A 23,933-nucleotide genomic window follows, 5' to 3' on the forward strand; every position below is an offset into this window, starting at 1 on the left:
GGGGTCGGCTGACGTGGTCGCCCAGTCTAGGGAAATCGTCGCCCGGATGGGTGAATTCAGGGTTTGGCGTTGTCCGCGAGCCAGCGCAGCGCGAGCGCGTAGCCGTCGACTCCGAGGCCCACGATGACGCCCGCGGCCAGCTCCGAGATGTAGCTGTGGTGGCGGAAGGCCTCGCGTTTGTGCACGTTGGAGATGTGCACCTCGACCAGCGGGGCGGTCAGCAGGGCGCAGGCGTCGCGCACGGCGATCGAGTAGTGCGTCCAGGCGCCCGCGTTGAGGATCACAGGGATCTTCTGGTCGGCGGCCCCGTGCAGCCAGCCGACCATCTCGCCCTCGTGGTCGGTCTGGCGGACCTCGACGTCCAGGCCGAGATCCTTGCCGGTCTCGACGCACAGGCCGACGAGGTCGGCGTGGGTGGTGCTGCCGTAGATCTCCGGCTCGCGCGTGCCGAGCCTGCCCAAGTTGGGGCCGTTGAGCACCAGCACCTTCACAGCAACACCCCGCTCGGTCCACTCTCGACGGCGATGGCCGAGTAGGCCGCCGCCAGCAGCGCCGGGTCCGGCCCTTCGAGCCTGCTCGGCTTGGCCAGGCCGTCGAGGACGACGAACCGCAGCACACCCGACTTGGTCTTCTTGTCGCCCAGCATGCCCTCGATGAGCTGCGGCAGCGCGTCGGCGTCGTAGCCCACTGGCAGGCCGACGCTGGTCAGGATGCTCCGGTGGCGGTCGGCGGTGGCGTCGTCGAGCTTCCCGGCCAGCCGCGCGAGTTCGGCGACGAAGACCATGCCGACGCTGACCGCGGCGCCGTGGCGCCAGCGGTAGCGCTCGCGGCGCTCGATCGCGTGGGCCAGCGTGTGGCCGTAGTTGAGGATCTCGCGGAGGCTGGATTCGCGCAGGTCACTGGCCACGACGTCGGCCTTGACCTGGAGCTTGCGGCGGATCAGCTCGGGCAGGATGTCGCCCTCGGGGTCCAGCGCGGCCTCGGGGTCGGCCTCGATCAGGTCGAGGATGACCGGGTCGGCGATGAAGCCGCCCTTGATCACCTCGGCCATGCCCGCGACGAGTTCGTTGCGCGGGAGCGTGGTCAGGGTGGCCAGATCGACCAGGACGGCCGACGGCTCGTGGAAGACGCCGACGAGGTTCTTGCCCGCCTCGGTGTTGATGCCGGTCTTGCCGCCGACGGCCGCGTCGACCATGCCGAGCAGCGTGGTGGGGACGTTGACCAGCTTGACCCCCCGCATCCACGTGGCGGCGACGAAGCCCGCGAGGTCGGTCACCGCTCCCCCGCCGAGCGCGACGACGATGCCCTGGCGGTCGAGGCCGATGCGGCCCAGGACCTCCCAGCAGAACGCGGCGACGGAGAGCGCCTTGCCGTCCTCGGCGTCGGGGATCTCGACCCGGTGGGCGTCGATCCCGGCCGCGGCCAGTTCGTCGCGGGTCGCCTCGGCCGTGGCGGCGAGGGTCGGCTGGTGGATGATCGCGACCTTCGACGCGCCCTTGACCGCCTCGACCAGCTCGTCGAGCAGGCCCTTGCCGATGACGACGTCGTACGGGTTGTTCGTGGCGACCCGGATGCGCACTGGCTGCATCATGATCCTTTCAGCGCCGCGACCAGGTGGGCGACGATGTCGTCGGGGGTCTTCGTGTCGGTGTCGACCTCGATGCGCGCGACCTCGCGGTAGAGCGGCAGCCGGGCGTCGAGCAGTTCCTTGAACTTGGCCCTCGGGTTGACGCCCGCGAGCAGCGGACGGGCCGCGGACAGGCCGGTGCGGCGGACACCCTCGGCGAGACCGACGTTGAGGAAGACGATCGTGTGTTCTTTCAGGAGCGCGCGCGTCTTCTCGGACAGGACGGCGCCGCCTCCGAGAGAGAGGACACCGTCGTGCTCGTCCAGCGCTGTCGCGACGGCCTGTTCCTCGGCGACGCGGAACGCGGGCTCGCCGTCGTCGGTGAAGATGTCGCTGATCGGCTTGCCCGCGGCCTCGACGATGTCGGCGTCGGTGTCCCGGAAGGGCACGCCGAGCGCGGCGGCCAACGCCTCGCCGATGGTCGTCTTACCGGACCCGGGCGGCCCGACGACGACGGCCGCCGGGCTCACCAGCGGTTCCGCAGCGCCTCGAGGTAGCCCTCGGCGTTGCGCTTGGTCTCGGCGAGCGAGTCGCCACCGAACTTCTCCAGCGCGGCCTCGGCCAGGACGAGTGCGACCACGGACTCCAGGACGACACCGGCGCGCGGAACGGCGCAGACGTCGGAACGCTGGTGGATGGCCACGGCGGGCTCACCGGTGACCACGTCAACGGTCGCGAGCGCGCGCGGCACCGTCGAGATGGGCTTCATCGCCACACGGGCACGCAGCGGCTCGCCGTTGGTGATGCCGCCTTCGAGGCCGCCCGCCCGGTTGGACCGCCGGGTGACACCCGCGACGGTGCCCTCGGCGCGGTCGATCTCGTCGTGGGCCTGGCTGCCCCAGCGTGCGGAGTTGGCGAAGCCCTCGCCGATCTCGACGCCCTTCATGGCCTGCACGCCCATCAGGGCGCCCGCGAGGCGGGAGTCGAGCCTGCGGTCCCAGTGCACGTGCGACCCGAGACCCGGCGGCAGCCCGTAGGCGATGACCTCGATGACCCCGCCGACGGTGTCCCCGGCCTTCTTGACGGCCTCGACCTCGGCGACCATCGCGTCGGTCGCGGCCTGGTCGAACGCACGCACGGGGCTCTCATCGATCGCGGCGAGGTCGCCGGGGCCTGGGGTGGGGCTGTCGGGGGCGGCCTGCGCGCCGCCGATGGAAATTACGTGGCTGATGATCTCGACGCCCAGGAGCTGGCGGAGGAAGGCCCGTGCGACGGTCCCCAGCGCGGTGCGTCCGGCGGTCTCGCGGGCGCTGGCGCGCTCAAGGACGGGCCGGGCCTCGTCGAAGCCGTACTTCTGCATGCCGGGCAGGTCGGCGTGGCCGGGCCGCGGCCGGGTCAGCGGCTCGTTGCGGGCGAGCTCGGCCAGCACAGCGGCGTCCACCGGGTCGGCGGACATGACCTGCTCCCACTTGGGCCACTCGGCGTTGTCGATGTGCACCGCGATCGGCCCACCCTGGGTGACACCGTGGCGCACACCGCCGAGGATCTCGATCTTGTCGGTCTCGAACCCCATCCGCGGGCTACGCCCGAAACCGAGCCTCCGCCTGGCGAGCTGATCGCTCAAGTCAGCGGTGGTGACCTCAACCCCGGCGACCATGCCTTCCAGCACGGCGACGAGCGCGGGTCCGTGGGACTCTCCGGCGGTGATCCAGCGCAGCACGTCCTGATCCTGTCATGTCACCCCCACGCCGCGACGCCCGGCCGTGACGAAACCGGTCGACCGGGGTACTGACGACGGTTAGCGTCCGATGTCGTGAATAGACAGTCACTGGCAGCGATGGCCGCCGAGACCGACCAGTTGGTGGAATCCGGCCCCTACGCCGAGGCCACAGCAACCGCGATCGCCGGAACCCGCCTCTACCTCCCCTCAACCCCACTCCCCACGCCGCCGTCCGGCCAGTCGCCGAGTGCGCCGGCCATCTCCGTCACCGACGAGTCCACCCTCGCCGCCGCCCGCCGCCTTGGCGGGCACGTCGCCTGCCTGAACTTCGCCTCGGCACGCAAACCCGGCGGCGGCTACCGGACCGGCGCGCAGGCCCAGGAGGAAAGCCTCGCCCGCTCCTCCGCCCTCGCCGCCACCCTCCGCGCGGCCCCCGAGTTCTATGCCCCAAACCCGAACGCCCTCTACAGCCACCGCGTCATCTACTCCCCCGCAGTCCCCGTCTTCCGCGACGACACCGGCGCCCTCATCGCCCCCTACAACGTCGCCTTCCTGACCGTCGCCGCCCCGAACCTCGGCGCCCTGACCACCGACGCCGAACGCGCCCAGGTCCCGTCGATCCTGACCACCAGGGCCACCCGCGTGCTCGCCATCGCCGCCGCCCACGGCCACCGCACCCTCGTCCTCGGCGCCTGGGGCTGCGGCGTCTTCCGCAACGACCCGTCAGTCGTCGCCACCGCCTTCGCCGAGGCCCTCGCCGCTGTGCCCGCCTTCGACGAGGTCGTGTTCGCGATCCTCGGCACACCCGAATTGCGCGCCACCTTCGCCCGACATCTCACCTGAAGCACAAATTCCAAATTCACGCAAACGTCCATCCCCACGCTATCGAGTTAATGACACCCGAACAGCCGTTCGCTACGTTTGACCCATGCACCTCCAAGCCATCCACCCCCTGACAATCCGCTGGGAATTCCATTACCTCGCGGTCGCCACATCCCTGTTCGCCTTCGCCCCCACAACCTGGCGCCTCCCCACCCTCGCCGCAGCCCTGGCTCTCCCCGCCGGACACGCGGCCGCCGCCCTCCTACGCCACCTCAGCCGCCCGATCAACGCCCCTCCCGTGTTCTTCGCCCTGCCCATGGCGGCCCTCTGGGCCGTGATCACCGCCCGCTGGACCAGCGGCGACATCCCAGACTGGTGGCTGCCCACCGCCCTGACCTTCACCTGGTTCGCCGTCACCCTGACCGTCGCCGATCTCCGCTCCCGAAGGCTCCCGAACGCCCTGACGCTGGCCGCGTACCCGGCCCTGGCCATCTCCCTGACGGCCGCTGCCCGGGCGTCGCCCGACCTGACCTGGCACGCGATCCTCGGCGCCAGCGCATTACTCGCCTTACACGGCACGATCCACCTGTGGCTTCCGACAGCATTGGGCGCGGGCGACGTCAAAGTCTCCGCCCCAATCGGCGCGACCTTGGGAGCCGTCACCCCCGCGGCAATCGCCCCAGCCCTACTTCTCGCCTCAGCGATAACCCTGACGCTCTATTACCTATCCGCCCACCGAAGACACGCCATTCCCTACGGCCCAGGCTTACTCGGAGCAACAGCCCTCTTCACGACATTCCCCGACTTGATAGGAGGATTCCCCTAGTCCAACGATGACTGCTCGCCCGCCGCCAGTGACGAAGTGCCGACCAACGACCGTTGACCACCACAACTCGACGGTGCGGCGGGGCGCGATCTCGGCGGGTCGAACCACCCGTCGCCAGACCGCCAACGCGAGGACATCATCCCCACGCCAGCGCTGGAGCAGATCAACGCCGGGTTGCTACTCCTCGACCACCGTGCAGGCGAGCGCTGGTCCGGCACCGCCGAACCTGCGTCGTCAGATCGGGAGGGTGAGCACGCCACCTGTCGCCGACCGGAGTGCGTCCCGCATGGTTTCCCGAGGCGCCGGGCGGCCGGTGAACTGCTCGACCTGCGAGAACGCCTGGTGCAACAACATGTCCAAACCAGTGGCCAACCGCCCACCAGCCGCCGCCACCGACTCGGCGACCGGTGTCGGCCACGGGTGGTAGATCACGTCAAGCACGCAGGGTGCCTTCGCCAGCGCATCAGCCAACCCGGCGACAGCGCCGGCGGGAGCGGTGTTCACCACCACCGCCGACTCCCCGGCCACCCCGACGAAGTCCACCGAATCCCAAGCCCGAACGTCCACCCGCAACCCGAGCCGCTCAGCACAGGCCACCGCCTCGGCTGCCCGAGCAGGTTCCCGGACCACCAAAACCACATCGCCCACCCCGAGCTCGGCGAACGCCGCCAGCGCCGCCCGAGCCGTCCCACCAGCCCCGAGGAGGACAGCCACCGCACCCGGCGTCGGGACAAACCCACCGGCCGCCCGAAGTGCCCCACTCACCCCGTCGATGTCGGTGCAGTCCGCACGCCAGCCACCGTCGGCCAGACGGACGAGTGTGTTGGCCGCCCCCACCGCGACCGCCCGCTCAGTCGCCGAGTCGGCCATCCGCAGGGCGGCGACCTTCCCCGGCATCGTCACCGACAGCCCAACCCACTCGGGCCCCAGCGACCCGACCAACCCAGGGAGCCGCGCCTCGTCGCACTCGACCCGGTCATAGGTCCACCCGGCCAACCCCAAGGCGGCGTATGCCGCCCCGTGCAGAACAGGAGACAGCGAATGCTCAACCGGAGACCCTAGAACCGCCGCGCGCCTGCGACCTTCGGGCGTCGCGTCAATAGGCACCGTTCGCCCTGGCCATCTTGACGTTGGCCTCGTGCTGGTCGTTGGTCTCGGCGAAACACGAGATGCCGTCCTTCTGACAGCGCACGAAGAACAGCCACGGGCCATCAGCGGGCTTGGCCGCGGCGGCGAGGGCTTCCTTGCTGACCGAGGCGATCGGGGTCGGGGTGAGACCGACGTTCGCGTAGGTGTTGTACGGCCCTGCCTTGGCGCGGTCTTCCGGCTTGGTCAGGATGGCGGGCCGGTCGAGGACGTAGTTGATGGTCGAGTCGTATTCGAGCTTCATCGACTTCGCCAGCCGGTTGTAGGTCACGCGCGAGACCTTCTCGAAGTCCGCGGCGATGGCTTCCCGCTGGATGAGCGAGCCGATGACCAGGACCTGGTACGGGGTCATGCCGGTGGACTCGGCGATCTTGGGCATGCCGTAGCTCTGCATGCGTGCCGACGACTCGGTGACGACCTTCTTCCACAGTTCCTCAGGCGTCGACCCCGGTCGCACGTCGTAGACGTCGGGGGCGATGAGGCCCTCCAGGCGGCGTCTGGGCTCGGCGGCGCGGGAGGCGTCGGGGATGGCCCAGTCGGGGACGCCGAGGGCGGCGAGGTCGGCGGTTTCGGCGACCTTGCGGAGCTCGTCGACGGAGGCGCACTTCTTCTGGCCGTCGAGGGTCGCGCAGGAGGCGTTCGACAGCAGGGTGAAGATGCCGGGGGTGACCGTGGTGCCGTTGGTCAGGTCGTCGAGCTGGGTGCCTGCCTTGATCTGCAGGTTGCCGACCTTCGACGCCGGGCTGACGATCTTGGCGACGGCGTCCTTGCCCGACACCTTCGTCCGCATGACGTAGAAGCCGGGCTGGATGGCGCGGACCTTCGTCTCGGACTCGGCCGCGGCGAGGAAGGCGCGCGGGCTGGCGACGACGCCCTCGTCCTTGAGGCGACCGGCGATGATGCCGGTGCTGTCGCCGCCCTTGACCTCGATGACGATGTCACGTTCGCCCGGGCCGCTGAAGTCGTCGTAGCCGCCGAGGCCGGAGAGCTGACGCAGGCCGTACCAGACGCCGCCGCCGATGAGGACGAGTACGACGAGGCCGAAGATGATCAGCCGGTTGCGCTTGCGGCGGGACCTCGCCTTGCGGACGGCCGCCGCCGAACGTGGACGTTCCCGGGTGTGGCGTTCTTCGAAGAGGCCGAGGTCGTCGGTCATGAGTCCTCCGCGGATCGCGCGAGTGCGGCGGACCTGGCGTCGAGCCACGTCTGCAGGATCTCCACAGCCGCCGCCTGGTCCACAACTGCTCGCTGGCGCTTGCCCCGAACCCCTTGCTGGCTGAGCATCCGTGAGGCGGACACCGTGGTCAGCCGCTCGTCGGCGAGCCGAACCGGCACCGGCGCGACCCGCCCGGCCAGCTGGGTCGCGTACGAAACGGCCGCTTCGGCCGCCGCGCCGTGGCGCGCGGCCAGCGTCCTCGGCAATCCGACCACCACTTCGACCACCTCGTGCTCGGCGACGAGCTCGGTGAGCCGGTCGAGGTCGCTACCCGACCGCTCGTCGCGGGACAGCGTAACGAGCGGTGTCGCGAGCACCGGACCCGGATCGCTCACCGCCACCCCGACCCGCACCGACCCGACATCCACGGCGAGCCTGCGCCCACGCCCCGGGTCGTCCACACCGGGCCGATCAGGCTTGCCGTTCATCCGCGCACACACTCCCAAGCTCGCCACCCCGGCACACCGGGGCTCACCGCCAACAATCCGCCTTCTCCGGCCCCATGCACAGCCCCCATCCAGCCGCACACCACCGGACGGGTGGCAGCCAAGCGCAGCAACCCGCCACCCCGGGCGGTATGGCTCACCGCCGCCGTGACCACCGGATACCCACTCACAGCCTGATCAATACAGGCGGGCGGACCGCGGCGCGGCCCAGGACTCAACGTCCTGAACTCCGTCGCACCGCGGTCCGCCCGGCCGAAGGTCACGAGCCGCTCAGGGCCTGGCGGAGGGCGGTCACCGCCTCGGCGATGCCGTCGATGTTGGCGCCGCCGCCCTGGGCCAGGTCGGGCTTGCCGCCGCCGCGGGCGTCGATCGCCGGGGCGAAAGCGGGGACGAGCTTGCCTGCCGCGAGGCCGTTCTCCCTGGCCGCGGCGGTCGTGGCCACCACGAAGGCCACCTTGCCGTCCACCGCCGAGAACAACGCGACCACACCCGGGCGGGAGCCCAGCCGGTTGCGCACCTCCCCGGCCAGCGTCCGCAGGTCGTTGCCGCCGACGCCGTCCGGGGCGCGCAGCGCGACCAGGGCCGTGCCGTTGACGTCCTCGGCCTGCTCGGCCAGGGTGCCCGCCGACGACAGCAGCTGGCCCGCGCGCATCTTCTCGAGTTCCTTCTCGGCGCCGCGCAGGCGCTCGATCAGGGCCTCGACCCGGGCCGGGACCTCGACATCGGGAACCTTGAGCATCGCGGCGAGGTTCTGCACCAGCGCGCGCTCCTTCGCCAGGTAGCGCATCGCGTCCATGCCGACGTAGGCCTCCAGGCGCCTGCTGCCCGAGCCAACCGAGGACTCGCCGAGCAGGGTGATGGGACCGATCTGCGACGAGTGCTCCACGTGGGTGCCACCGCACAGCTCGCGCGACCACTGGCCGCCGATCTCGACGACGCGGACTTCCTCGTCGTAGGTCTCGCCGAACAGGGCGACCGCGCCCATCTCCTGGGCGCCGCCCATGTCGGTGTAGACCACGCGGACCGGGAGGTCCTTGCGGACGGCGAGGTTCGACACCTCTTCGATCTCGCTCTTGGTCTCCTCCGACAGCGCGCCCGACCAGGCGAAGTCGAGGCGCAGGTAGCCGGGCTTGTTGTAGGAGCCGCTCTGCAGCGCGGTCGGGCCGAGCACCTGGCGCAGCGCGGCGTGCACGACGTGGGTGCCCGAGTGGCCCTGGCGGGCGCCGACGCGCCACTCCGGGTCGACGACGGCCTCGACGTGCTTGCCCTCGGTGATCTCGCCGCTGCGCACGCGCACCTGGTGGACCCACAGCTTGCGGGCGACCTTCTGCACGTCGAGCACTTCCAGTTCGACGCCCTCGGCGGAGATGGTGCCCGCGTCGCTCTCCTGGCCGCCGGACTCGGCGTACAGCGGGGTGCGGTCGAGCACGACCTCGACGATCTCGCCCTCGACGGCGCCGGAGACCCGCTTGCCGTCGCGGACCAGGCCGAGGACCTTGGCCTCGGTGGCCAGCTCGGAGTAGCCGGTGAAGTCGGTGGCGCCGAGCGCGAGCAGGTCGCGGTAGACCGACTGGTCGCCGTGGCCGGTCTTGCGGGAGGCGGCGTCGGCCTTGGCGCGGGCGCGCTGCTGGGCCATCAGCTCGCGGAAGCCGTTCTCGTCGACCGACAGGCCCTTCTCGGCGGCCATCTCCAGCGTCAGGTCGATCGGGAAGCCGTAGGTGTCGTGCAGTTGGAAGGCCGTGTCGCCGGGGACCATCGCGCGACCCTCGGTCTTGATCTTGTCCGCGGCGAGGTCGAAGATCTTCGACCCGCTGGCCAGGGTCGAGAGGAAGGTCTCCTCTTCCTTCTTCATGACCGACTCGATGCGGGCGAAGTCGCTCGCCAACTCCGGGTACGACGGCGACATTGTGTCGCGCACGACCGCGGCGAACTCGCCGAGCACCGGCTCCTGCACGCCGAGCAGCCGCACCGAGCGCACGATGCGGCGCAGCAGGCGGCGCAGCACGTAGCCGCGGGCCTCGTTGCCGGGGGTGACACCGTCGCCGATGATCATCATGCCGGAGCGGGCGTGGTCGGCGATGACGCGGAACCGCACGTCGTCGACGGCGTTGCCCACGCCGTAGCGGCGGCCGGACATCTCCTCGGCCTTGGTGATCACCGGGCGGACCAGGTCGGTCTCGTAGACGTTGTCGACGCCCTGCAGCAGGTAGGCGACGCGCTCGATGCCCATGCCGGTGTCGATGTTCTTGCGCGGCAGCGACCCGATCGGCGGGTGGCCCTTCTTCGGGCTCAGCTCGCCGCGCTCGTCCTGCATGAAGACGAGGTTCCAGATCTCCAGGTAGCGGTCCTCGTCGGCCTCGGGCCCGCCTTCACGGCCGTGCTCGGGGCCGCGGTCGAAGTAGATCTCCGAGCAGGGGCCGCCGGGACCGGGCACGCCCATGTCCCAGTAGTTGTCCTCGCCGCCGCGACGCTGGATGCGCTCCAGCGGCAGCCCGGCGATCTTCTGCCACAGCTCCAGGGCCTCGTCGTCGTCGTTGTAGACGGTGGCCCAAAGACGGTCGGGGTCGAAGCCGTAGCCGCCGTCGGCGACGCTGTTGGTCAGCAGCGTCCACGCGTGCTCGATCGCCCCGGCCTTGAAGTAGTCGCCGAAGGAGAAGTTGCCCGCCATCTGGAAGAACGTGTTGTGCCGGGTGGTCTTGCCGACCTCGTCGATGTCGCCGGTGCGCACGCACTTCTGCACGCTGGTGGCGCGCGGGTACGGGGCGGGGGCGTCGCCGAGGAAGTACGGCTTGAACTGCACCATGCCCGCGTTGACGAACAGCAGGTTCGGGTCTTCCAGGATCAGCGACGCGCTGGCGACCCGGGTGTGCTCGTTGGTGGTGAAGTAGTCGGTGAAACGCTTGGAGATCTCGTGGGTCTGCACGGTCTTGTCCTCAATGGATCAATGGAATACGGCGGGCGGGAACGGCGAACGGCTCAGCCGTTCGCCCTGCGCGCTCGCGCGTGCGAACGGGCGCCGGGCGTGATGCCGCTGCGCCGCTCGACGACGTCGGTGAGTTCTTCCTCGCGCTCGTTCATGCCCGCGCGCACGTCGGCGCCGAACGCCCCGATGGCGCCCGCCAACTCGCGCATGGCGTCGCTGACGTTGCCCGCGATCCCGGCGGGCGTGACCGCGTGCGCGGTCCGCGTGGCCTTGCGCGACAGTGCGACGCCGGTCGCGACCCCGACGCCGAGCCAGAAGATCCGCCTCACTTGCGCGCCCCCTTGCGGGCACGGCGCGTGGGCCGCGAGTGCTTGCCCTCGATCTCGCCCTTCGCCTTGCGCCGTGCCTTGAGCGCCTTGCTGACGCCGTAGGAGAACGCCGCGGCCTTGACCAGCGGACCACCGAGGGTGGCGGTGAAGACCGAGGTCAGCGCGGAGACGTTCCCGGTGACGGCCTGCGCGTTGGCTGTGATGCCGTCGACCCGCTCGAGCTGGGAGTTGACGTGGGTGAGGGTGGTGTTCGCGCCGTAGAACAGGGGGTCGCTGTTCTCGTGGGCCTTGCGGATGGCGATCGTCGCCTCGTCCAGCGTGCGGCCGAGCTTGGCCAGCACGATCCCCAGCAGGATCACCCCGAGCACGAACGTGCCCGCGATGATCAGGTAGGCGATGTCCGTGGGCGACACGGGCCCTCCTCGGCGGAAGCGAATTTGATCGGCGTCAGGCTACCGCGCCGTCACATCTGCTTCCGGACAGGCACACCAAGCACGCAGCCCCCACCCTGTCCCGGGGGGACGGCCCTTGGCCAGTCTATCGGCGCAGGGGGTCGTGGCGATGGGTGTGACGAAACCTGTGGATGGCTCGCGGCATTGTGGATGGACGGCGCGCCTACTCCGTCCCGCGAACCACTCTGCGCAGTCGGGGGACGCGTTCGGCGAGTTGGCGTTCGGCGCCGCGGTTCGTCGGTTCGTAATAGTCGCGGCCGACCAACTCGTCCGGTGGGTACTGCTGTGTCAGGACACCGTCGGCCACGTCGTGGGGATAGCGGTAGCCGGTGGCGTTCCCCAGTTGCTTCGCGCCTTGGTAGTGGCCGTCGCGCAGGTGGGCGGGGACCAAGCCGGCCGCGCCCGCGCGGACGTCGGCCATCGCGCTGCCGATCGCGGTGATCACGGCGTTCGATTTGGGGGCCGTGGCCAGGTGGATGGTCGCCTGGGTCAGGGCCAGCCGGGCCTCGGGCATGCCGATCAGCTGCACGGCCTGGGCGGCGGCGACGGCGGTCTGCAACGCCGTCGGGTCGGCCATCCCCACGTCCTCGCTCGCGTGCACCACGAGCCGCCGGGCGATGAAGCGGGGATCCTCGCCCGCCTCGAACATGCGGGCCAGGTAGTGCAGGGCCGCGTCCACGTCCGAGCCGCGGATGGACTTGATGAAGGCGCTGATGACGTCGTAATGCTGGTCGCCCTGGCGGTCGTAGCGGACGGCGGCCTTGTCGACCGTGGCCTCGACGGTGGCCAGGTCGATGGTGCCGCCCGCGGTCGCCTGGGCCGAGTCGGCGGCGGCTTCCAACGCCGTCAGCGCGCGGCGGGCGTCGCCGCCCGCGAGGCGGACGATGTGGTCCTCGGCGTCGGGTTCCAGCGTCACGGCGCCCGCCAGGCCGCGTTCGTCGGCCACCGCGCGGTGGACGACGGCGCGGACGTCGGTGTCGGTCAGCGGCTGCAGTTGCAGCACCAAGGACCGCGACAGCAGCGGCGACACCACTGAGAAGAACGGGTTCTCCGTGGTCGCGGCCACCAGCAGCACGATCCGGTCCTCGACTGCACCGAGCAGCGCGTCCTGCTGGGTGCGGGAGAACCGGTGGACCTCATCGATGAACAGCACGGTCGACTCGCCGGAGTGGGTGAGGCGCTTGCGGGCCTCGTCGATGACCGCGCGCACCTCCTTCACCCCGGCCGAGAGCGCCGAGAGTGCGACGAAGCGGCGGCCGATGGCGCTGGAGACCAGCGTGGCCAGGGTCGTCTTGCCGGTGCCGGGCGGGCCGTAGAGCAGGATCGACGCGGGCGCGGCGCCCTCGACCAACCGGCGCAGGGGCGCGCCCGGGCCGAGCAGGTGATCTTGGCCGACGACCTCGTCCAAGGTCGCGGGCCGCATCCGGACCGCCAGGGGCGCGTTCGCCCGCCGGGTCGGGGCGTCGGCGCGCGGTGCGCCGAACAGATCCAGGTCGAACTCCTGTTCCATGCCTGCGACGCTACCCGTGCGAGAATCGCTCCCTGTGACCTCGTCCGGCCTTCGCGCCAAAGTCGTGCTTCTCGCGGGCCCCTCCGGGTCGGGCAAATCGACGCTCGCGGTGCGGGCCGGGCTACCCGTCCTGCGCCTCGACGACTTCTACCGCGAGGGCGGCGATCCGCTGCTCCCCCGCGACGCCGCGGGCCGAGTCGACTGGGACCTGCCGACGTCCTGGCACGCCGATGACGCGCTCGCCGCGGTGATCGAGCTGGCCAGGGCCGGGACCATCCATGCCCCGCACTACGAGCTAGGGGCCGACCGGCGCGTCGGCGGCTACCAGCTCGACGTCGGCGACGCCCCGGTGTTCGTCGCGGAAGGACTCTTCGCCGACCAGATCGTCGCGGGCGCGAAGGCGGCGGGCGTGTTGGCCGACGCCCTGGTCCTGACGCCCAGCGCGAGCCGCACGTTCACCCGCAGGCTCGTGCGTGACGTCGCCGAGTCCCGCAAGTCGCTGCCGATCCTGGTCCGGCGCGGTATCCGCCTCTGGCGCGACCACGCTTCCGTGGTGAAGCGCTGCGTCGCGGTGGGCATGCGGCCGAGTTCGCCCGCGCAGGCGCTCGCGATCCTCACCGAGCTCGCGGTCGGTCAAGGCAGCGCGGCCAAGTAGCGCTCACCGAGGACCCGTAGGTGCCCGACCAGCTCGGGCGGGCCGTCGACGCGGAAGTCCATCCCCAGCATGCCGACGTAGATCGCGATGGTCTCCAGCGTGTCCGCCCCGGTGATCAGCACGCTGGACACCGCGTCGATCGGCTCGACCACGCCCACCGCCGGGTTGATCCGCGCGATGACGACGTCGGCGGGCGCCAGCACGGTGATCCGCACGTGCACCTTCCACCCGGTGGACGCGATCTCCCGCAGCACGAACCCGACAAGGTCGTCGTCCGGCGGCCGCCGCGGCGCGAACCGCCGTGTCCCCGGCGTGGCCGAGATCCTGGCGACCGGGATGGCTCGCCACTGGTGAACCTCGAGGTCGTAGGCGACCAGGTACCAGCGGCGCTGCCAGTTGACCAGCTGATACGGCTCCACCTCCGCGGGCAGCCGCACGGTCGTCGTGTCGCGGATGGCGCCCGCGATGGCGTCGAGCACGGCGGCGTCGACCGGGGCGTCCGGCTCCGTCGAGCCGGTGACCGCCGGGCCGATCGCGGTGGCCCGGCGCAGCGCGGTCACCTTGCGGCGCAAGCGTTTCGGCATGATCTGGTCCAGTTTGACCAGTGCCCGCGCGGCACTGCCCGCGACGTCGGCGATGCCGGTCGACCCGTCCTCGGCCAGCCCGACGGCGACGGCGACCGCGACGGCTTCGTCGTCGTCGAGCAGCAGCGGCGGCATCGTGGCGCCGCTGCCGAGCCGGTAGCCGCCGACCGCGCCCCGGCCTGCGTGGATCGGGTAGCCGAGTTCGCGCAGCCGCTGGATGTCGTTGCGCAGGGTCCGGTCGGTGATGTCGAGGTGTTCGGCCAGCTCACGGCCGGTGCGCGGCCGCTGGTCCTGTAGCAGCGACAGCAGGCGAAGCAGCCGTCCGGCGGTCTCGGCCATGAAAGTCCTCTCATTAGGAACGAAAACAGCCTAATGGGGTCATAGCCTTGTCTTACAAGCAGGAAGCGAGAAAGGCACCGAACATGAACACCACCGAGCAGCTCACCTGGCGCGCGGCCCTGGCGTCCTCCCACACCGCACTGGAGACCGTGGTCGCCGCGGTCCGCGACGACCAGTGGGACCTCCCCACGCCGTGCTCGCAGTGGTCGGTGACCCAGGTCGTGCAGCACGCGGCGGGCGACCAACTCGCCTACGCCGCCACCCTCGGCCACGGCGACGGCCCGGCGTATGACCCGTTCGCGCCTTCCGGGACGATCGACGGCAGCCCGTTCAGCCTGGTCAGCACCGCGATCGAGCGCACGGCCGACGCGTGGGCGCTGCACCACGCGGACACCGCGCCGACGCCGCTGCCGCAGGGCGAACTGCCCGTCACCGTCGCCGCGGGCGCCTGCGCCCTGGACGCCGCCGTGCACGCGTGGGACATCGCGATCGCCACCGGCCAGCCGTCGCCGCTGTACGACCAGCTGTCGGCGTTCCTGCTCATGGTCGCGAAGGAGATCGTCGAACCGCTGCGCCAGTGGGGCGCCTACGCGGCGGCGGGCACCACCGACAGCGACTCGGCCACCGACCAGTTGCTGCGCTACCTGGGCCGCTAGCCGCACAACCTGCTCGGCGGCGCCGAAACCCCGGGCAAGCAGCCCCCACCCTTCCCGGGGGGACGGCCCTCGGCCAGTCTATCGGTGCCTGGGCGTTCGGGGATGGCTGCCGAGTTTGCTGTGGATGGTTGAGGCGGATGTGGATGGGCGGTCACGGCCGCAGGAGCGGCTTGATCACCTCGCGGGCGTCCATCGCGGCGTAGGCGTCGGCGACATCGGCGAGCGGGTACTCGGCATCGAAGACCAGGCCCGGGTTGATCTTGCCGGCGAGCACGTCCGCCAGCAGTTCCGGGATGTACGCGCGCACCGGAGCAACTCCCCCGGCCACGCCGATGTTGTTGCGGAACAGCTGCGCCACGGGGAGTTCCGGGCCGCCCGCGGGAACGCCGACGTAGCCGACGCGGCCGCCTGGGCGGGCGGAGTCGAGGGACTGCTGCATGGATTCCTTGGTGCCGACGCATTCCAGCACCGCGGACGCGCCGATTCCGCCGAGCAGTTCGCGGACCCGCGCAGCCCCATCGTCACCGCGTTCGGTGACGATGTCGGTGGCGCCGAACCGGCGGGCGACCTCTTGGCGGGCGGCGTGGCGGGACATGACGATGATCCGTTCGGCGCCCAAGCGGGAGGCGGCCAGTGTCGCGCACAGGCCGACAGCGCCGTCGCCGACGACCGCGACCGTGCTGCCCGGGCCGACGCCCGCCGCGAGGGCGGCGTGGTGGCCGGTACCCATGACGTCCGAGAGTGACAGCAGGCTCGGCACCATGGCCGGGTCGGGCATCGACGGTGTGGCGACCAGGGTGCCGTCGGCGAACGGGGCGACGACGTACTCGGCCTGGGCGCCGTCGATGTCCTCGCCGTCGGCGGACTTGCCGCCCCAGTACCCGCCGCGGACGCACGAGGTGTGCACGCCGTTGCGGCAGTGGACGCAGTCGCCGTCGCTCACCGCGAACGGGGCGATGACGAAGTCGCCCGGCTTGACCGTGCGGACCTCGGCGCCGACCTCCTCGACGACGCCGACGAACTCGTGGCCGATACGGCGGGGGCGCTCGGTCGGCGAGACGCCGCGGTAGCCCCACAGGTCGGACCCGCACACGCACGCGGCGACGACGCGGACCACGGCGTCGGTCGGGTGGCGCAGGCCCGCGTCGGCGATGTCGGCGAGCCGGACGTCCTTGGCGCCGTGGATCATGGTCGCGCGCATGGGTCTCCTTTAGCGGCCGAGCACCCTGGCCAGGGCGCTCAGGACGAGTTCGACGCGGTCGAGCCGGGCGTTGTGGCCCATCAGCCCGATCCGCCACACGCTAGTGGCGAACGCGCCCGCCCCCGCGCCTATTTCGATGTTGTACTCGTTGAGCAGAATCGACCGCACCTTGGCGGAGTCGACCCCGTCGGGAACGCGGACCGTGGTCAGCTCCGGCAGCCGGTGGCCCTCGGCGGCGAACAGGTCGAGCCCGAGGTCGACCAGCCCCTCCCGCAGTCGCGCGCCCGCCGCCCGGTGCCGCTCCCACACCGCGTCGAGGCCCTCCGCCAGCACCCGCCCCAGCGCGGCGTGCAGGGAGGCGATCATGGCGACCGGCGCGGTGTGGTGATACGTCCGCCCGCCGTTGGAACCGTCCACATAGGCGCCGATCAGATTCAGATCCAGGTACCACGTCGGCGGGTGCTCGACCCGCCGCTCCCACGCGCGCGGGGACACGGTGAACGGCGCCAGCCCGGGTGCGACGCCGAGGCACTTCTGGGTGCCGGAGTACGCGACGTCCACGCCCCAGCCGTCGATGTCGACCTCGATGCCCGCCAGCGACGTCACGCAGTCGGCGAGGACCAGGGCATGGTCGTCCCGGCCGTGCACGGCGGCGGCGAGCGCGGCGATGTCGCTGCGGACGCCCGTCGACGTCTCCGCGTGGACCGCGCCGACCAGCCGCGGCGCCGGGTGCGCGGCCAGCATCCGGGCGACGTCGATCGGCTGCCCCCACTCGTGGTCGACGCGGACGACCTCGGCGCCGTAGCGCCCTGCGACGTCGACCATGCGCTCGCCGAACAGCCCGTTCACGCCCACCACGACGGTGTCGCCGGGCCGGACGAAGTTGGCGAAAGCCGCCTCCATGCCGATCGAGCCGGTGCCCGACAGCGGCAGCGTGCGGGCGTTCTCCGTGCCCCACACCGTCCGCAGCCGCGCACAGGTCTCGTCGAGGACGCGCAGGAACTCCGGGTCGAGGTGCCCGAGCAGCGGGGCCGCGAGCGCGGCGGTGGCCTCGGGGTACGGGTTCGACGGGCCGGGGCCGAGCAGGACGCGATCAACCAGTGCCATGCCCAGCACCTTACGGATGGGCTGGCGCCTCCGCCGTGACTGGGGCGGGCGGCTGCGGACGCTCGTTGCCCAGCAGCGACCGGACGATGATCCCGATGGCGTACGGCACCAGGTCACGGCCGCGGCGCCACAGCCACGGGATGCCCTTGATGATCAGCCACGCGATGTGCTCGGCCTTGTTGGCGGGCCTGCCGCCCTCGCACACCATGCTCACCGGCTTCGCCACCGCGCAGCCGGTGCCCGCCAGCAGGTCGGCGAAACCCGAGGCGAGCATCCGGTGTCCCAGCTCCGACGGGTGCAGCCGGTCGACCGCCCACGAACTGGTCTCGTAGGCGCCGGGCAGCCGGTCGAGGTCGAGGCACGGCGCCCCGGTCGCGGCGACGACGGCGTCGATGACCTCGTTCAGCCGGGCGATGCGCGCCTGCAGCGCGCGGCGCAGCGGGCCGGGGATGCGGAAGACGCGGCCGTGGTCGTGGTAGCGCGCGAGCAGCACCACGGCGCCTTGCGCGTTGAGCGCGGTGACTATGTGGATCAGGTCGGCCTGGATCTGGTCCGGGTCGAAGTCGGACCGCAGGGTGTCGTTCATCCCCGCGATGAGGATGGCCGCGTCCGCGCGCGCGAGCAGCGCGGGCGCGAGCTGGCGCTCCCGGACGCAGCCGATGCGCGCGCCGGTGAAGGAGAAGTTGGCGATGTCGGCGCCGAGCGCGTCGGCCAGCAGCGGGCCGACGCCGCGCCACCCGCCGCGGGGCAGCGGGTCGCCCACCCCGAAGGTCGTGGAGTCCCCAAGCACGGCGAGCCGCGTCGCCGTCCAGACCGAGGTAATCGCCACCGCTGTCACGGGATAGACGATCGAGCCCGCCAGCGCCGATCGGGTGAGATCAGGGTGTCCGTCGAGGGACACGTCAGCGAAGAATCGGTGTTAGGAACCCTGGCTCAATGTCGAGGGGAACAGCGGGTGGCGCCTGGCTGAACGCTCACTGGAACGCCGGGTACATGGCCAGCGACCGCGTCCCGAACCGGCGCTTCATCGCCGCGACCACCGCGTCGGCGTGGTCGCCGACCACATCGGACTTGACCCGGCGGGCGGCCTTGGCGAGGTCGACCCAGCGGGCGACCAGCACGTCGCTCTGGTGGGGCGTGTCGACCGAGCCGCCGGAGCCGAGTTGGTCGATGTCGGGCACCGTCAGGTACTGCCACGTCGTCAGCCACACCCAGAACACCTGCGCGTCGAGCAGGCGCGGCATCAGCACGGCGTCGTCGTCCAGGTCGGCCCACATGACGCGGACCTCGGCGCGCCACGCGGCGAGCATCGCGTCGGTCATGCCCTGCGGCAGGCCGTAGGCGCACCAGCAGGACGGGAACGGCACCGTCAGGTAGGCCGCGTCGAACATGATGTTGCGAACGCAGCCGCCCTCGAAGTCGAGGAACCGGACGCCGCGGCTGGTGATCAGGTTGTTGTCCGGGCACGAGTCCGACGGGCTGAACGCGCGGTGCCTGGTGGCGTCGAGCAGCGCCAGGGTCGAGTGGGCGTGGTCGATCGCGTCGGTCGAGGTGGTGACGCCGAACTCGGTGGCCAGCAGCGACGGCAGCGCGGCGACGGCGGTCGGGCCGTGCTCGGACAGCGGGTCCTTGGCGCTGGGCGGGCTGAGCCTGCGCAGCAGCGCGTCGAAGTCGGCCTCGCGGCCCGCGGTGGTGGCGTGCAACTTGCCGAGCGACCGCGCCCACGAGAGCAGCGCGCCCTCCGCGGCGCGGGCATCGTTGCCGTGCAACTTGCCCGCCAGCGTCGGCGCGCGCCCGAGGTCTTCCATGACCAACAGGCGCGAGTCGCTGTCGTGGGCGAACAGCTCCGGGCACATCCGGTCTTCGGCGGTGAGCGCGGTGAACAGCTGGTAGCTGACGGCCTCGCGGATCCAGCTGTCGTGCGGCGTGGTGCCGTCGGGCCGGATGTAGCGCTTGACGGCGAGGGTGCGCGGTAAGGAGAACGGGCTGGAGGCGACCTTGACTCGCAACACGATCGACCGGTCGCTGCCGCCGAGGTCCTCCGGCTCACCGAGGTGGATCCTGGCCCCGAACCGCTTGCTGAGCACTGACTCCGCCGCGATCACGGTGGCCGCGACCTCCGCCTGCGGATCCGGCGGCTGCGACGTGGCGCCTGCCTCCGGCGGGTCGGCGGTGATCTCCACACTCATCTCCTCTGACCCTACTCCCGATCGTAGGTCCCCCGACCCAGGGCTTGGGTGTCCCCGAGACCGTAGTGGTAACCGGCGATCCAGCGGGAGGGGCCCGTCAAGAACTAACGGTGTACCCAGAACGGAGGTGTTGTACTCCCATTCTCTGGAACTATCCGAGAGACAGCGGCCGGGTGACGTCGTCGGCGGCGTTCCTCTTGTTACGCAGCAGGAGCACGACCGCGGCGGCCACCACGATGCCGACTATGTTGACCAGCAGCTGGACGGAGGACTCCAGCACGCGGACCCACTCGCCGAGGATCGCGGCGACGGCGATGTAGCCCGCGGCGGGCACGGTCGTCACCGAGATGAACACGCCGACGAGGGCCGCCGACTTGGCCGACGTCATCGACAGCATCCCGGCCGCGCCCGCGAGCACCGCCACGATCAGCGACCACGGGCCGACCTTGTAGACGAAGTCGACCGTGTGGTTGCCCAAGATCGCGTTCGCGTCGAACAGGCCGGCCAGCGATCCGAGCCAGGTGCCGCCCGCGGTGATCGCGATGGCGATCAGGAACCCGAGCCCGAGCGCGACCGATGCGCGCTTGACCAGGTCGAACCGGCGCCGAACCAGGCCGACGGCGAGTGCGGCCAGCGGGCCGAACTCGGGGCCGACGACCATCGCGCCGACGATCGTGACCGGCGAGTCGGTGATCACGCCGACCGCCGCGAGCAGGCAGGCGATGGTCAGGAACGCGAGATAGGTGGCGTTGAGCCGGGACTCCTCGCCGGTGCGGGCGACCAGTTCCTCCCACACCACCGCGTCGGCGCCGTCGCCCGGCGCGCGGTCCTCGGCGAGGTCGGCGGCGTCGGACAGGGCCGTGTCGATCTGCTCGAGGGTGATGCCGCCGCCGCGGTCGATGCCCAGCGCGCACAGCGCGGCCAGGATCTCGTCGGTCGCCTCCCGGGCGACGTCGGCCTCGACCACGTCGCCCGCGGGCTGGACCGCCGCGCCCGGGAAGTGCACGAGATGGGTCGCGCCGACGTGCTCACGCAGCAGCGTGAGCACGTCGGCGGTCGACTCGGGCGGGCTGACGACCCTGAGGTGGAGCATTTAGGCGGGCTTCTCGCCCTTGGCGACCGGCTTGGCGTCGACGCCTGCTTCCTTGCGCTGCTCCGGGGTGATCGGGGCGGGCGCGCTGGTCAGCGGGTCGTAGCCGCCGCCGGACTTCGGGAAGGCGATGACCTCGCGGATCGACGGCTCACCGGCGAGCAGGCCGACGATGCGGTCCCAGCCGTAGGCGATGCCGCCGTGCGGGGGCGGGCCGTAGGCGAAGGCGTCGAGCAGGAAGCCGAACTTCTCCTGCGCGTCCTCCTCGCTGATGCCCATCAGCTTGAAGACGCGCTTCTGCACGTCCTTGTTGTGGATACGGATCGAGCCGCCGCCGATCTCGTTGCCGTTGCAGACCATGTCGTAGGCGTAGGCCAGGGCGTTGCCCGGGTCCTCCTCGAACCGGTCGATCCACTCCGGGTTGGGCGAGGTGAACGCGTGGTGCACCGCGGTCCACTGGCCGGACCCGACGGCGACGTCACCGGCGTTGACCGCGGCCGACGCCTCCTCGAACAACGGCGCGTCGACGACCCAGACGAACGACCACTTGGACTCGTCGATCAGCCCGCAGCGCTTGCCGATCTCCAGGCGCGCGGCACCCAGCAGGGCGCGGGCGTCGGACTTGGTGCCCGCGCCGAAGAAGATGCAGTCGCCGGGCTCGGCGCCCGCGGCCTTGGCCAGGCCCTCGCGCTCGGCGTCCGACAGGTTCTTGGCGACCGGGCCGCCGAGCGTGCCGTCCTCGTTGACCAGGACGTAGCCGAGGCCCTTGGCGCCGCGCTGCTTGGCCCACTCCTGCCAGGCGTCGAGCTGCTTGCGGGGCTGGCTCGCGCCGCCCGGCATGACGACCGAGCCCACGTAGGGCGCCTGGAACACGCGGAACGGGGTGTCGGCGAAGAACTCGGTCAGCTCGGTGAGTTCGAGGTCGAAGCGCAGGTCGGGCTTGTCGCTGCCGTAGCGGGCCATCGACTCCAGGTACGGGATGCGCGGGATCGGCGTGGGGATCTCGTAGTCGGCGAGTTCCTTCCACAGCGCGCCGATGATGCGCTCGCCGAGCGCGATCACGTCGTCCTGCTCGACGAAGGACATCTCGATGTCGAGCTGGGTGAACTCGGGCTGCCGGTCGGCGCGGAAGTCCTCGTCGCGGTAGCAGCGGGCGATCTGGTAGTACCGCTCCAGGCCGCCGACCATGAGCAGCTGCTTGAACAGCTGCGGCGACTGCGGCAGCGCGTACCAGGAGCCGGGCGCGAGGCGGGCCGGGACCAGGAAGTCGCGGGCGCCCTCGGGGGTGGACTTGGTCAGGGTCGGGGTCTCGACCTCGACGAAGCGCTCGTCGTGCAGCACCGTGCGGGCGATCCGGTTGGCCTCGCTGCGCATCCGCAGCGCCCTGGCCGGGCCGGAGCGGCGCAGGTCCAGGTAGCGGTGGCGCAGGCGGGTCTCCTCGCCGACGGTCAGGTGGTCGTCGAGCGGGAAGGGCAGCGGGGCGGACTCGCTGAGCACCTCGAGCTCGGTGACCAGCACCTCGATGGCACCGGTCGGGATCTCCGGGTTCTCGTTGCCCTCGGGCCGCGCGGCGACCTCGCCGACGACCTTGACGCAGAACTCGGCGCGCAGCCGGTGGGCGCGCTCGGCCATCTCACCCTCGCGGAAGACGACCTGGGCGACTCCCGAGGCGTCCCGCAGATCGATGAAGATCACGCCGCCGTGATCGCGCCTGCGGGCCACCCAGCCGGTGAGGGTGATGGTCTGCCCAGCGTGCTCGGCGCGGAGGGTTCCGGCCTCGTGCGTGCGGATCACGGGTGAGGTGCTCCTGTTCCAGATCTTGGGACGCCGTACTGGAGAATGATGGACCAGACGGCAGGTGTACGGGTCAGGCTAGCCAATACTCCCCGACCGCTGTCGACCAGGTTTCGACCTGCCGGTCAGCTGCCTTAGCGCCCAGTGTGACGCGATGGCCGACGACCATCGGAGTCAGCCATCCGTGGCAAGCGTTTGGTCCATTCGGGGGCATAGCAGTAGGTCCTTACGGGCTATCTAGTCACCGTAGGCAGCGAATTGGTTACCCACGAATTAACATTGACGCTACCCATTGGGACGTCCAAGACGTACTGTGACCACCAGGGCGTAAGGGGTAACCCAGGGAGTGAACATGGGTAGCGGTATCACCCGCGAGCCAGTTCGTGAACTTCACCAGAACGGGAGTGTCCGCCATGCGATGACGGCCGAGCCGGACTCCATGGCGGCGGACGCGTTCCCCACGGCACTGAGAGCAGCCATCCAGGCGAGCGGTCTGAGCCTGGACCGCATCCAGTACCGATTGCGGGCTCGCGGCGTCTCGATCAGCGTGACGGCACTGAGCTACTGGCAGTCGGGCAGACGCAGGCCGGAACGGGCCGAGTCGCTTGCCGCGCTCGGTCACCTTGAGGACGTCCTGTGTGTGCCGACGGGGTCGCTGATCGCGCTGCTCGGCCCGCCGCGTCCGCGCGGCCGGGTCAACCGCGAGTCGTCGCGGCTGACGGTGGAGGCACTGTGGGGCAACAGCGAGCCGGTCTCGCAGCTGCTCAAGCGCATCGACTTCACCACCGACGCGGCCATGACCAAGCTGAGCCAGCACGACAGGATGGTCATCGCCGCCGACCGCGGCGAGAAGTCCATCCACATCCGCCAGGTCTTCCGCGCCGAGCACGACGGCGCCGACCGGACGGTGATGGTGTACGACCTGGAGCGTCCAGGCAGACCGTTCCCGACCATCGTGGCCGGGGAGAACTGCACTCTTGGCCGCTCCGCGCACGACGCGGGCGCGGGCCTGGTGGCCGCCGAGTTCCTACTCGCACAGCCACTGAGCCGCGGCGAGACCGCGATCGTCGACTACGAGCTGCGCCACCCCGGCCCGCCGTACTCGCGCGGCGACGACAGCTACTGCCGCAAGTTCACCACGCCGGTGCGCGAGTTCGTCCTCGAACTGCGCTTCGACCCGCTGGCACTGCCCGCGTACCTCGAGCAGTACACAGTGGACGGCGACGAGCAGGTGACCAACCGGCGCAAGCTGGAGATCTCACCCGACGGCAAGGCACACACGGTGGCCCTGGACTTCGGTCCGGGAATCCTGTGCGTGCGTTGGGAATGGCCTAGCTAGAACGTGCGTGGACCGAGCGGGT

At 71.0% G+C, this 23,933-nt stretch carries 23 protein-coding genes; 5 read left to right on the forward strand and 18 right to left on the reverse strand.

Annotation, left to right across the window (positions count from 1 at the left end; translation table 11 throughout):
- Positions 1-56: 56 nt before the first annotated feature.
- Genes aroQ through aroC form a run of 4 tightly spaced genes read right to left on the reverse strand, consistent with a single transcriptional unit; the run spans position 57 to position 3,287 of the window.
- Positions 57-491, reverse strand: coding sequence for a type II 3-dehydroquinate dehydratase (gene aroQ, locus ACSHT8_RS10695; protein ID WP_436500167.1), 435 nt, complete (start codon positions 489-491; stop codon positions 57-59).
- Positions 488-1,591, reverse strand: coding sequence for a 3-dehydroquinate synthase (aroB, locus tag ACSHT8_RS10700; protein ID WP_436500169.1), 1,104 nt, complete (start codon positions 1,589-1,591; stop codon positions 488-490). Before aroB ends, aroQ begins: the two co-directional genes overlap by 4 nt.
- Entirely contained in the window at positions 1,588-2,097 is a 510-nt protein-coding gene (locus ACSHT8_RS10705) for a shikimate kinase (RefSeq protein WP_436500170.1), read from the reverse strand. The genes aroB and ACSHT8_RS10705 overlap by 4 nt, the downstream gene beginning before the upstream one ends.
- A complete protein-coding gene (gene aroC, locus ACSHT8_RS10710) occupies positions 2,094-3,287 on the reverse strand; it encodes a chorismate synthase (RefSeq protein ID WP_436500171.1) in 1,194 nt (397 codons plus the stop codon). Before aroC ends, ACSHT8_RS10705 begins: the two co-directional genes overlap by 4 nt.
- A 93-nt stretch (positions 3,288-3,380) precedes the next feature.
- Here aroC and ACSHT8_RS10715 point away from each other — a divergent pair, with 93 nt between their 5' ends.
- Together ACSHT8_RS10715 and ACSHT8_RS10720 are read left to right on the forward strand one after the other, a co-directional pair.
- Positions 3,381-4,130, forward strand: coding sequence for a TIGR02452 family protein (locus tag ACSHT8_RS10715; protein ID WP_436500173.1), 750 nt, complete (start codon positions 3,381-3,383; stop codon positions 4,128-4,130).
- 85 nt (positions 4,131-4,215) lie between these two features.
- Positions 4,216-4,935 (forward strand): prepilin peptidase, encoded by a 720-nt coding sequence (locus tag ACSHT8_RS10720; RefSeq protein ID WP_436500175.1) that lies wholly within the window; start codon positions 4,216-4,218, stop codon positions 4,933-4,935.
- Between the two features lie 234 nt (positions 4,936-5,169).
- Here the strand turns inward: ACSHT8_RS10720 and ACSHT8_RS10725 are convergent, their stop codons facing one another.
- From ACSHT8_RS10725 to ACSHT8_RS10755, 7 genes are all read right to left on the reverse strand, one after another.
- The gene (locus ACSHT8_RS10725; protein WP_436502038.1) at positions 5,170-6,036 is read right to left on the reverse strand and encodes a shikimate dehydrogenase; all 867 of its coding nucleotides are present in this window, start codon (positions 6,034-6,036) and stop codon (positions 5,170-5,172) included.
- Positions 6,032-7,237, reverse strand: a complete 1,206-nt coding sequence (mltG, locus tag ACSHT8_RS10730) for an endolytic transglycosylase MltG (RefSeq protein ID WP_436500177.1) — start codon at positions 7,235-7,237, stop codon at positions 6,032-6,034. Before mltG ends, ACSHT8_RS10725 begins: the two co-directional genes overlap by 5 nt.
- Positions 7,234-7,725 (reverse strand): Holliday junction resolvase RuvX, encoded by a 492-nt coding sequence (gene ruvX, locus ACSHT8_RS10735; RefSeq protein ID WP_436500179.1) that lies wholly within the window; start codon positions 7,723-7,725, stop codon positions 7,234-7,236. Before ruvX ends, mltG begins: the two co-directional genes overlap by 4 nt.
- A 277-nt stretch (positions 7,726-8,002) precedes the next feature.
- On the reverse strand, positions 8,003-10,666 hold the full coding sequence (gene alaS, locus ACSHT8_RS10740) for an alanine--tRNA ligase (protein WP_436500181.1): 2,664 nt from the start codon (positions 10,664-10,666) through the stop codon (positions 8,003-8,005).
- 53 nt (positions 10,667-10,719) lie between these two features.
- On the reverse strand, positions 10,720-10,995 hold the full coding sequence (locus ACSHT8_RS10745) for a hypothetical protein (protein WP_436500183.1): 276 nt from the start codon (positions 10,993-10,995) through the stop codon (positions 10,720-10,722).
- Positions 10,992-11,408: a DUF948 domain-containing protein gene (locus ACSHT8_RS10750; RefSeq protein ID WP_436500185.1), complete on the reverse strand. Its 417-nt coding sequence runs from the start codon at positions 11,406-11,408 to the stop codon at positions 10,992-10,994. Before ACSHT8_RS10750 ends, ACSHT8_RS10745 begins: the two co-directional genes overlap by 4 nt.
- Before the next feature lie 202 nt (positions 11,409-11,610).
- A complete protein-coding gene (locus ACSHT8_RS10755) occupies positions 11,611-12,957 on the reverse strand; it encodes a replication-associated recombination protein A (RefSeq protein WP_436500186.1) in 1,347 nt (448 codons plus the stop codon).
- A 34-nt stretch (positions 12,958-12,991) separates the two neighbouring features.
- On the opposite strand from ACSHT8_RS10755, the gene ACSHT8_RS10760 reads away from it, so the two are divergent.
- Positions 12,992-13,612, forward strand: a complete 621-nt coding sequence (locus ACSHT8_RS10760; protein ID WP_436500188.1) for a uridine kinase family protein — start codon at positions 12,992-12,994, stop codon at positions 13,610-13,612.
- Here the strand turns inward: ACSHT8_RS10760 and ACSHT8_RS10765 are convergent.
- The gene (locus tag ACSHT8_RS10765) at positions 13,591-14,535 is read right to left on the reverse strand and encodes a helix-turn-helix transcriptional regulator (RefSeq protein ID WP_436500190.1); all 945 of its coding nucleotides are present in this window, start codon (positions 14,533-14,535) and stop codon (positions 13,591-13,593) included. The genes ACSHT8_RS10760 and ACSHT8_RS10765 overlap by 22 nt on opposite strands.
- Positions 14,536-14,618: 83 nt before the next feature.
- Here ACSHT8_RS10765 and ACSHT8_RS10770 point away from each other — a divergent pair, with 83 nt between their 5' ends.
- Positions 14,619-15,191, forward strand: coding sequence for a TIGR03086 family metal-binding protein (locus ACSHT8_RS10770; protein WP_436500192.1), 573 nt, complete (start codon positions 14,619-14,621; stop codon positions 15,189-15,191).
- A gap of 151 nt (positions 15,192-15,342) precedes the next feature.
- Here ACSHT8_RS10770 and ACSHT8_RS10775 read toward each other — a convergent pair whose 3' ends face one another.
- From ACSHT8_RS10775 to aspS, 6 genes are all read right to left on the reverse strand, one after another.
- A complete protein-coding gene (locus ACSHT8_RS10775; protein WP_436500194.1) occupies positions 15,343-16,392 on the reverse strand; it encodes a zinc-dependent alcohol dehydrogenase family protein in 1,050 nt (349 codons plus the stop codon).
- Between the two features lie 9 nt (positions 16,393-16,401).
- Complete coding sequence (locus tag ACSHT8_RS10780) at positions 16,402-17,499, reverse strand: pyridoxal-phosphate-dependent aminotransferase family protein (RefSeq protein ID WP_436500195.1); 1,098 nt, start codon at positions 17,497-17,499, stop codon at positions 16,402-16,404.
- Positions 17,500-17,509: 10 nt separating this feature from the next.
- Positions 17,510-18,400: an SGNH/GDSL hydrolase family protein gene (locus ACSHT8_RS10785; protein WP_436500197.1), complete on the reverse strand. Its 891-nt coding sequence runs from the start codon at positions 18,398-18,400 to the stop codon at positions 17,510-17,512.
- A 73-nt stretch (positions 18,401-18,473) separates the two neighbouring features.
- The gene (locus ACSHT8_RS10790) at positions 18,474-19,688 is read right to left on the reverse strand and encodes a hypothetical protein (protein ID WP_436500199.1); all 1,215 of its coding nucleotides are present in this window, start codon (positions 19,686-19,688) and stop codon (positions 18,474-18,476) included.
- Between the two features lie 151 nt (positions 19,689-19,839).
- Positions 19,840-20,781 carry a DUF389 domain-containing protein gene (locus tag ACSHT8_RS10795; RefSeq protein ID WP_436500201.1) on the reverse strand — a complete coding sequence of 314 codons (942 nt, stop codon included), beginning with the start codon at positions 20,779-20,781 and terminating at the stop codon, positions 19,840-19,842.
- Positions 20,782-22,572, reverse strand: coding sequence for an aspartate--tRNA ligase (aspS, locus tag ACSHT8_RS10800; RefSeq protein WP_436500203.1), 1,791 nt, complete (start codon positions 22,570-22,572; stop codon positions 20,782-20,784).
- A 352-nt stretch (positions 22,573-22,924) separates the two neighbouring features.
- On the opposite strand from aspS, the gene ACSHT8_RS10805 reads away from it, so the two are divergent.
- Positions 22,925-23,911 carry a helix-turn-helix domain-containing protein gene (locus ACSHT8_RS10805; protein ID WP_436500204.1) on the forward strand — a complete coding sequence of 329 codons (987 nt, stop codon included), beginning with the start codon at positions 22,925-22,927 and terminating at the stop codon, positions 23,909-23,911.
- Positions 23,912-23,933: the final 22 nt, after the last annotated feature.

Source organism: Actinokineospora sp. HUAS TT18 (genome assembly GCF_051364635.1).
Classification (GTDB): domain Bacteria; phylum Actinomycetota; class Actinomycetes; order Mycobacteriales; family Pseudonocardiaceae; genus Actinokineospora.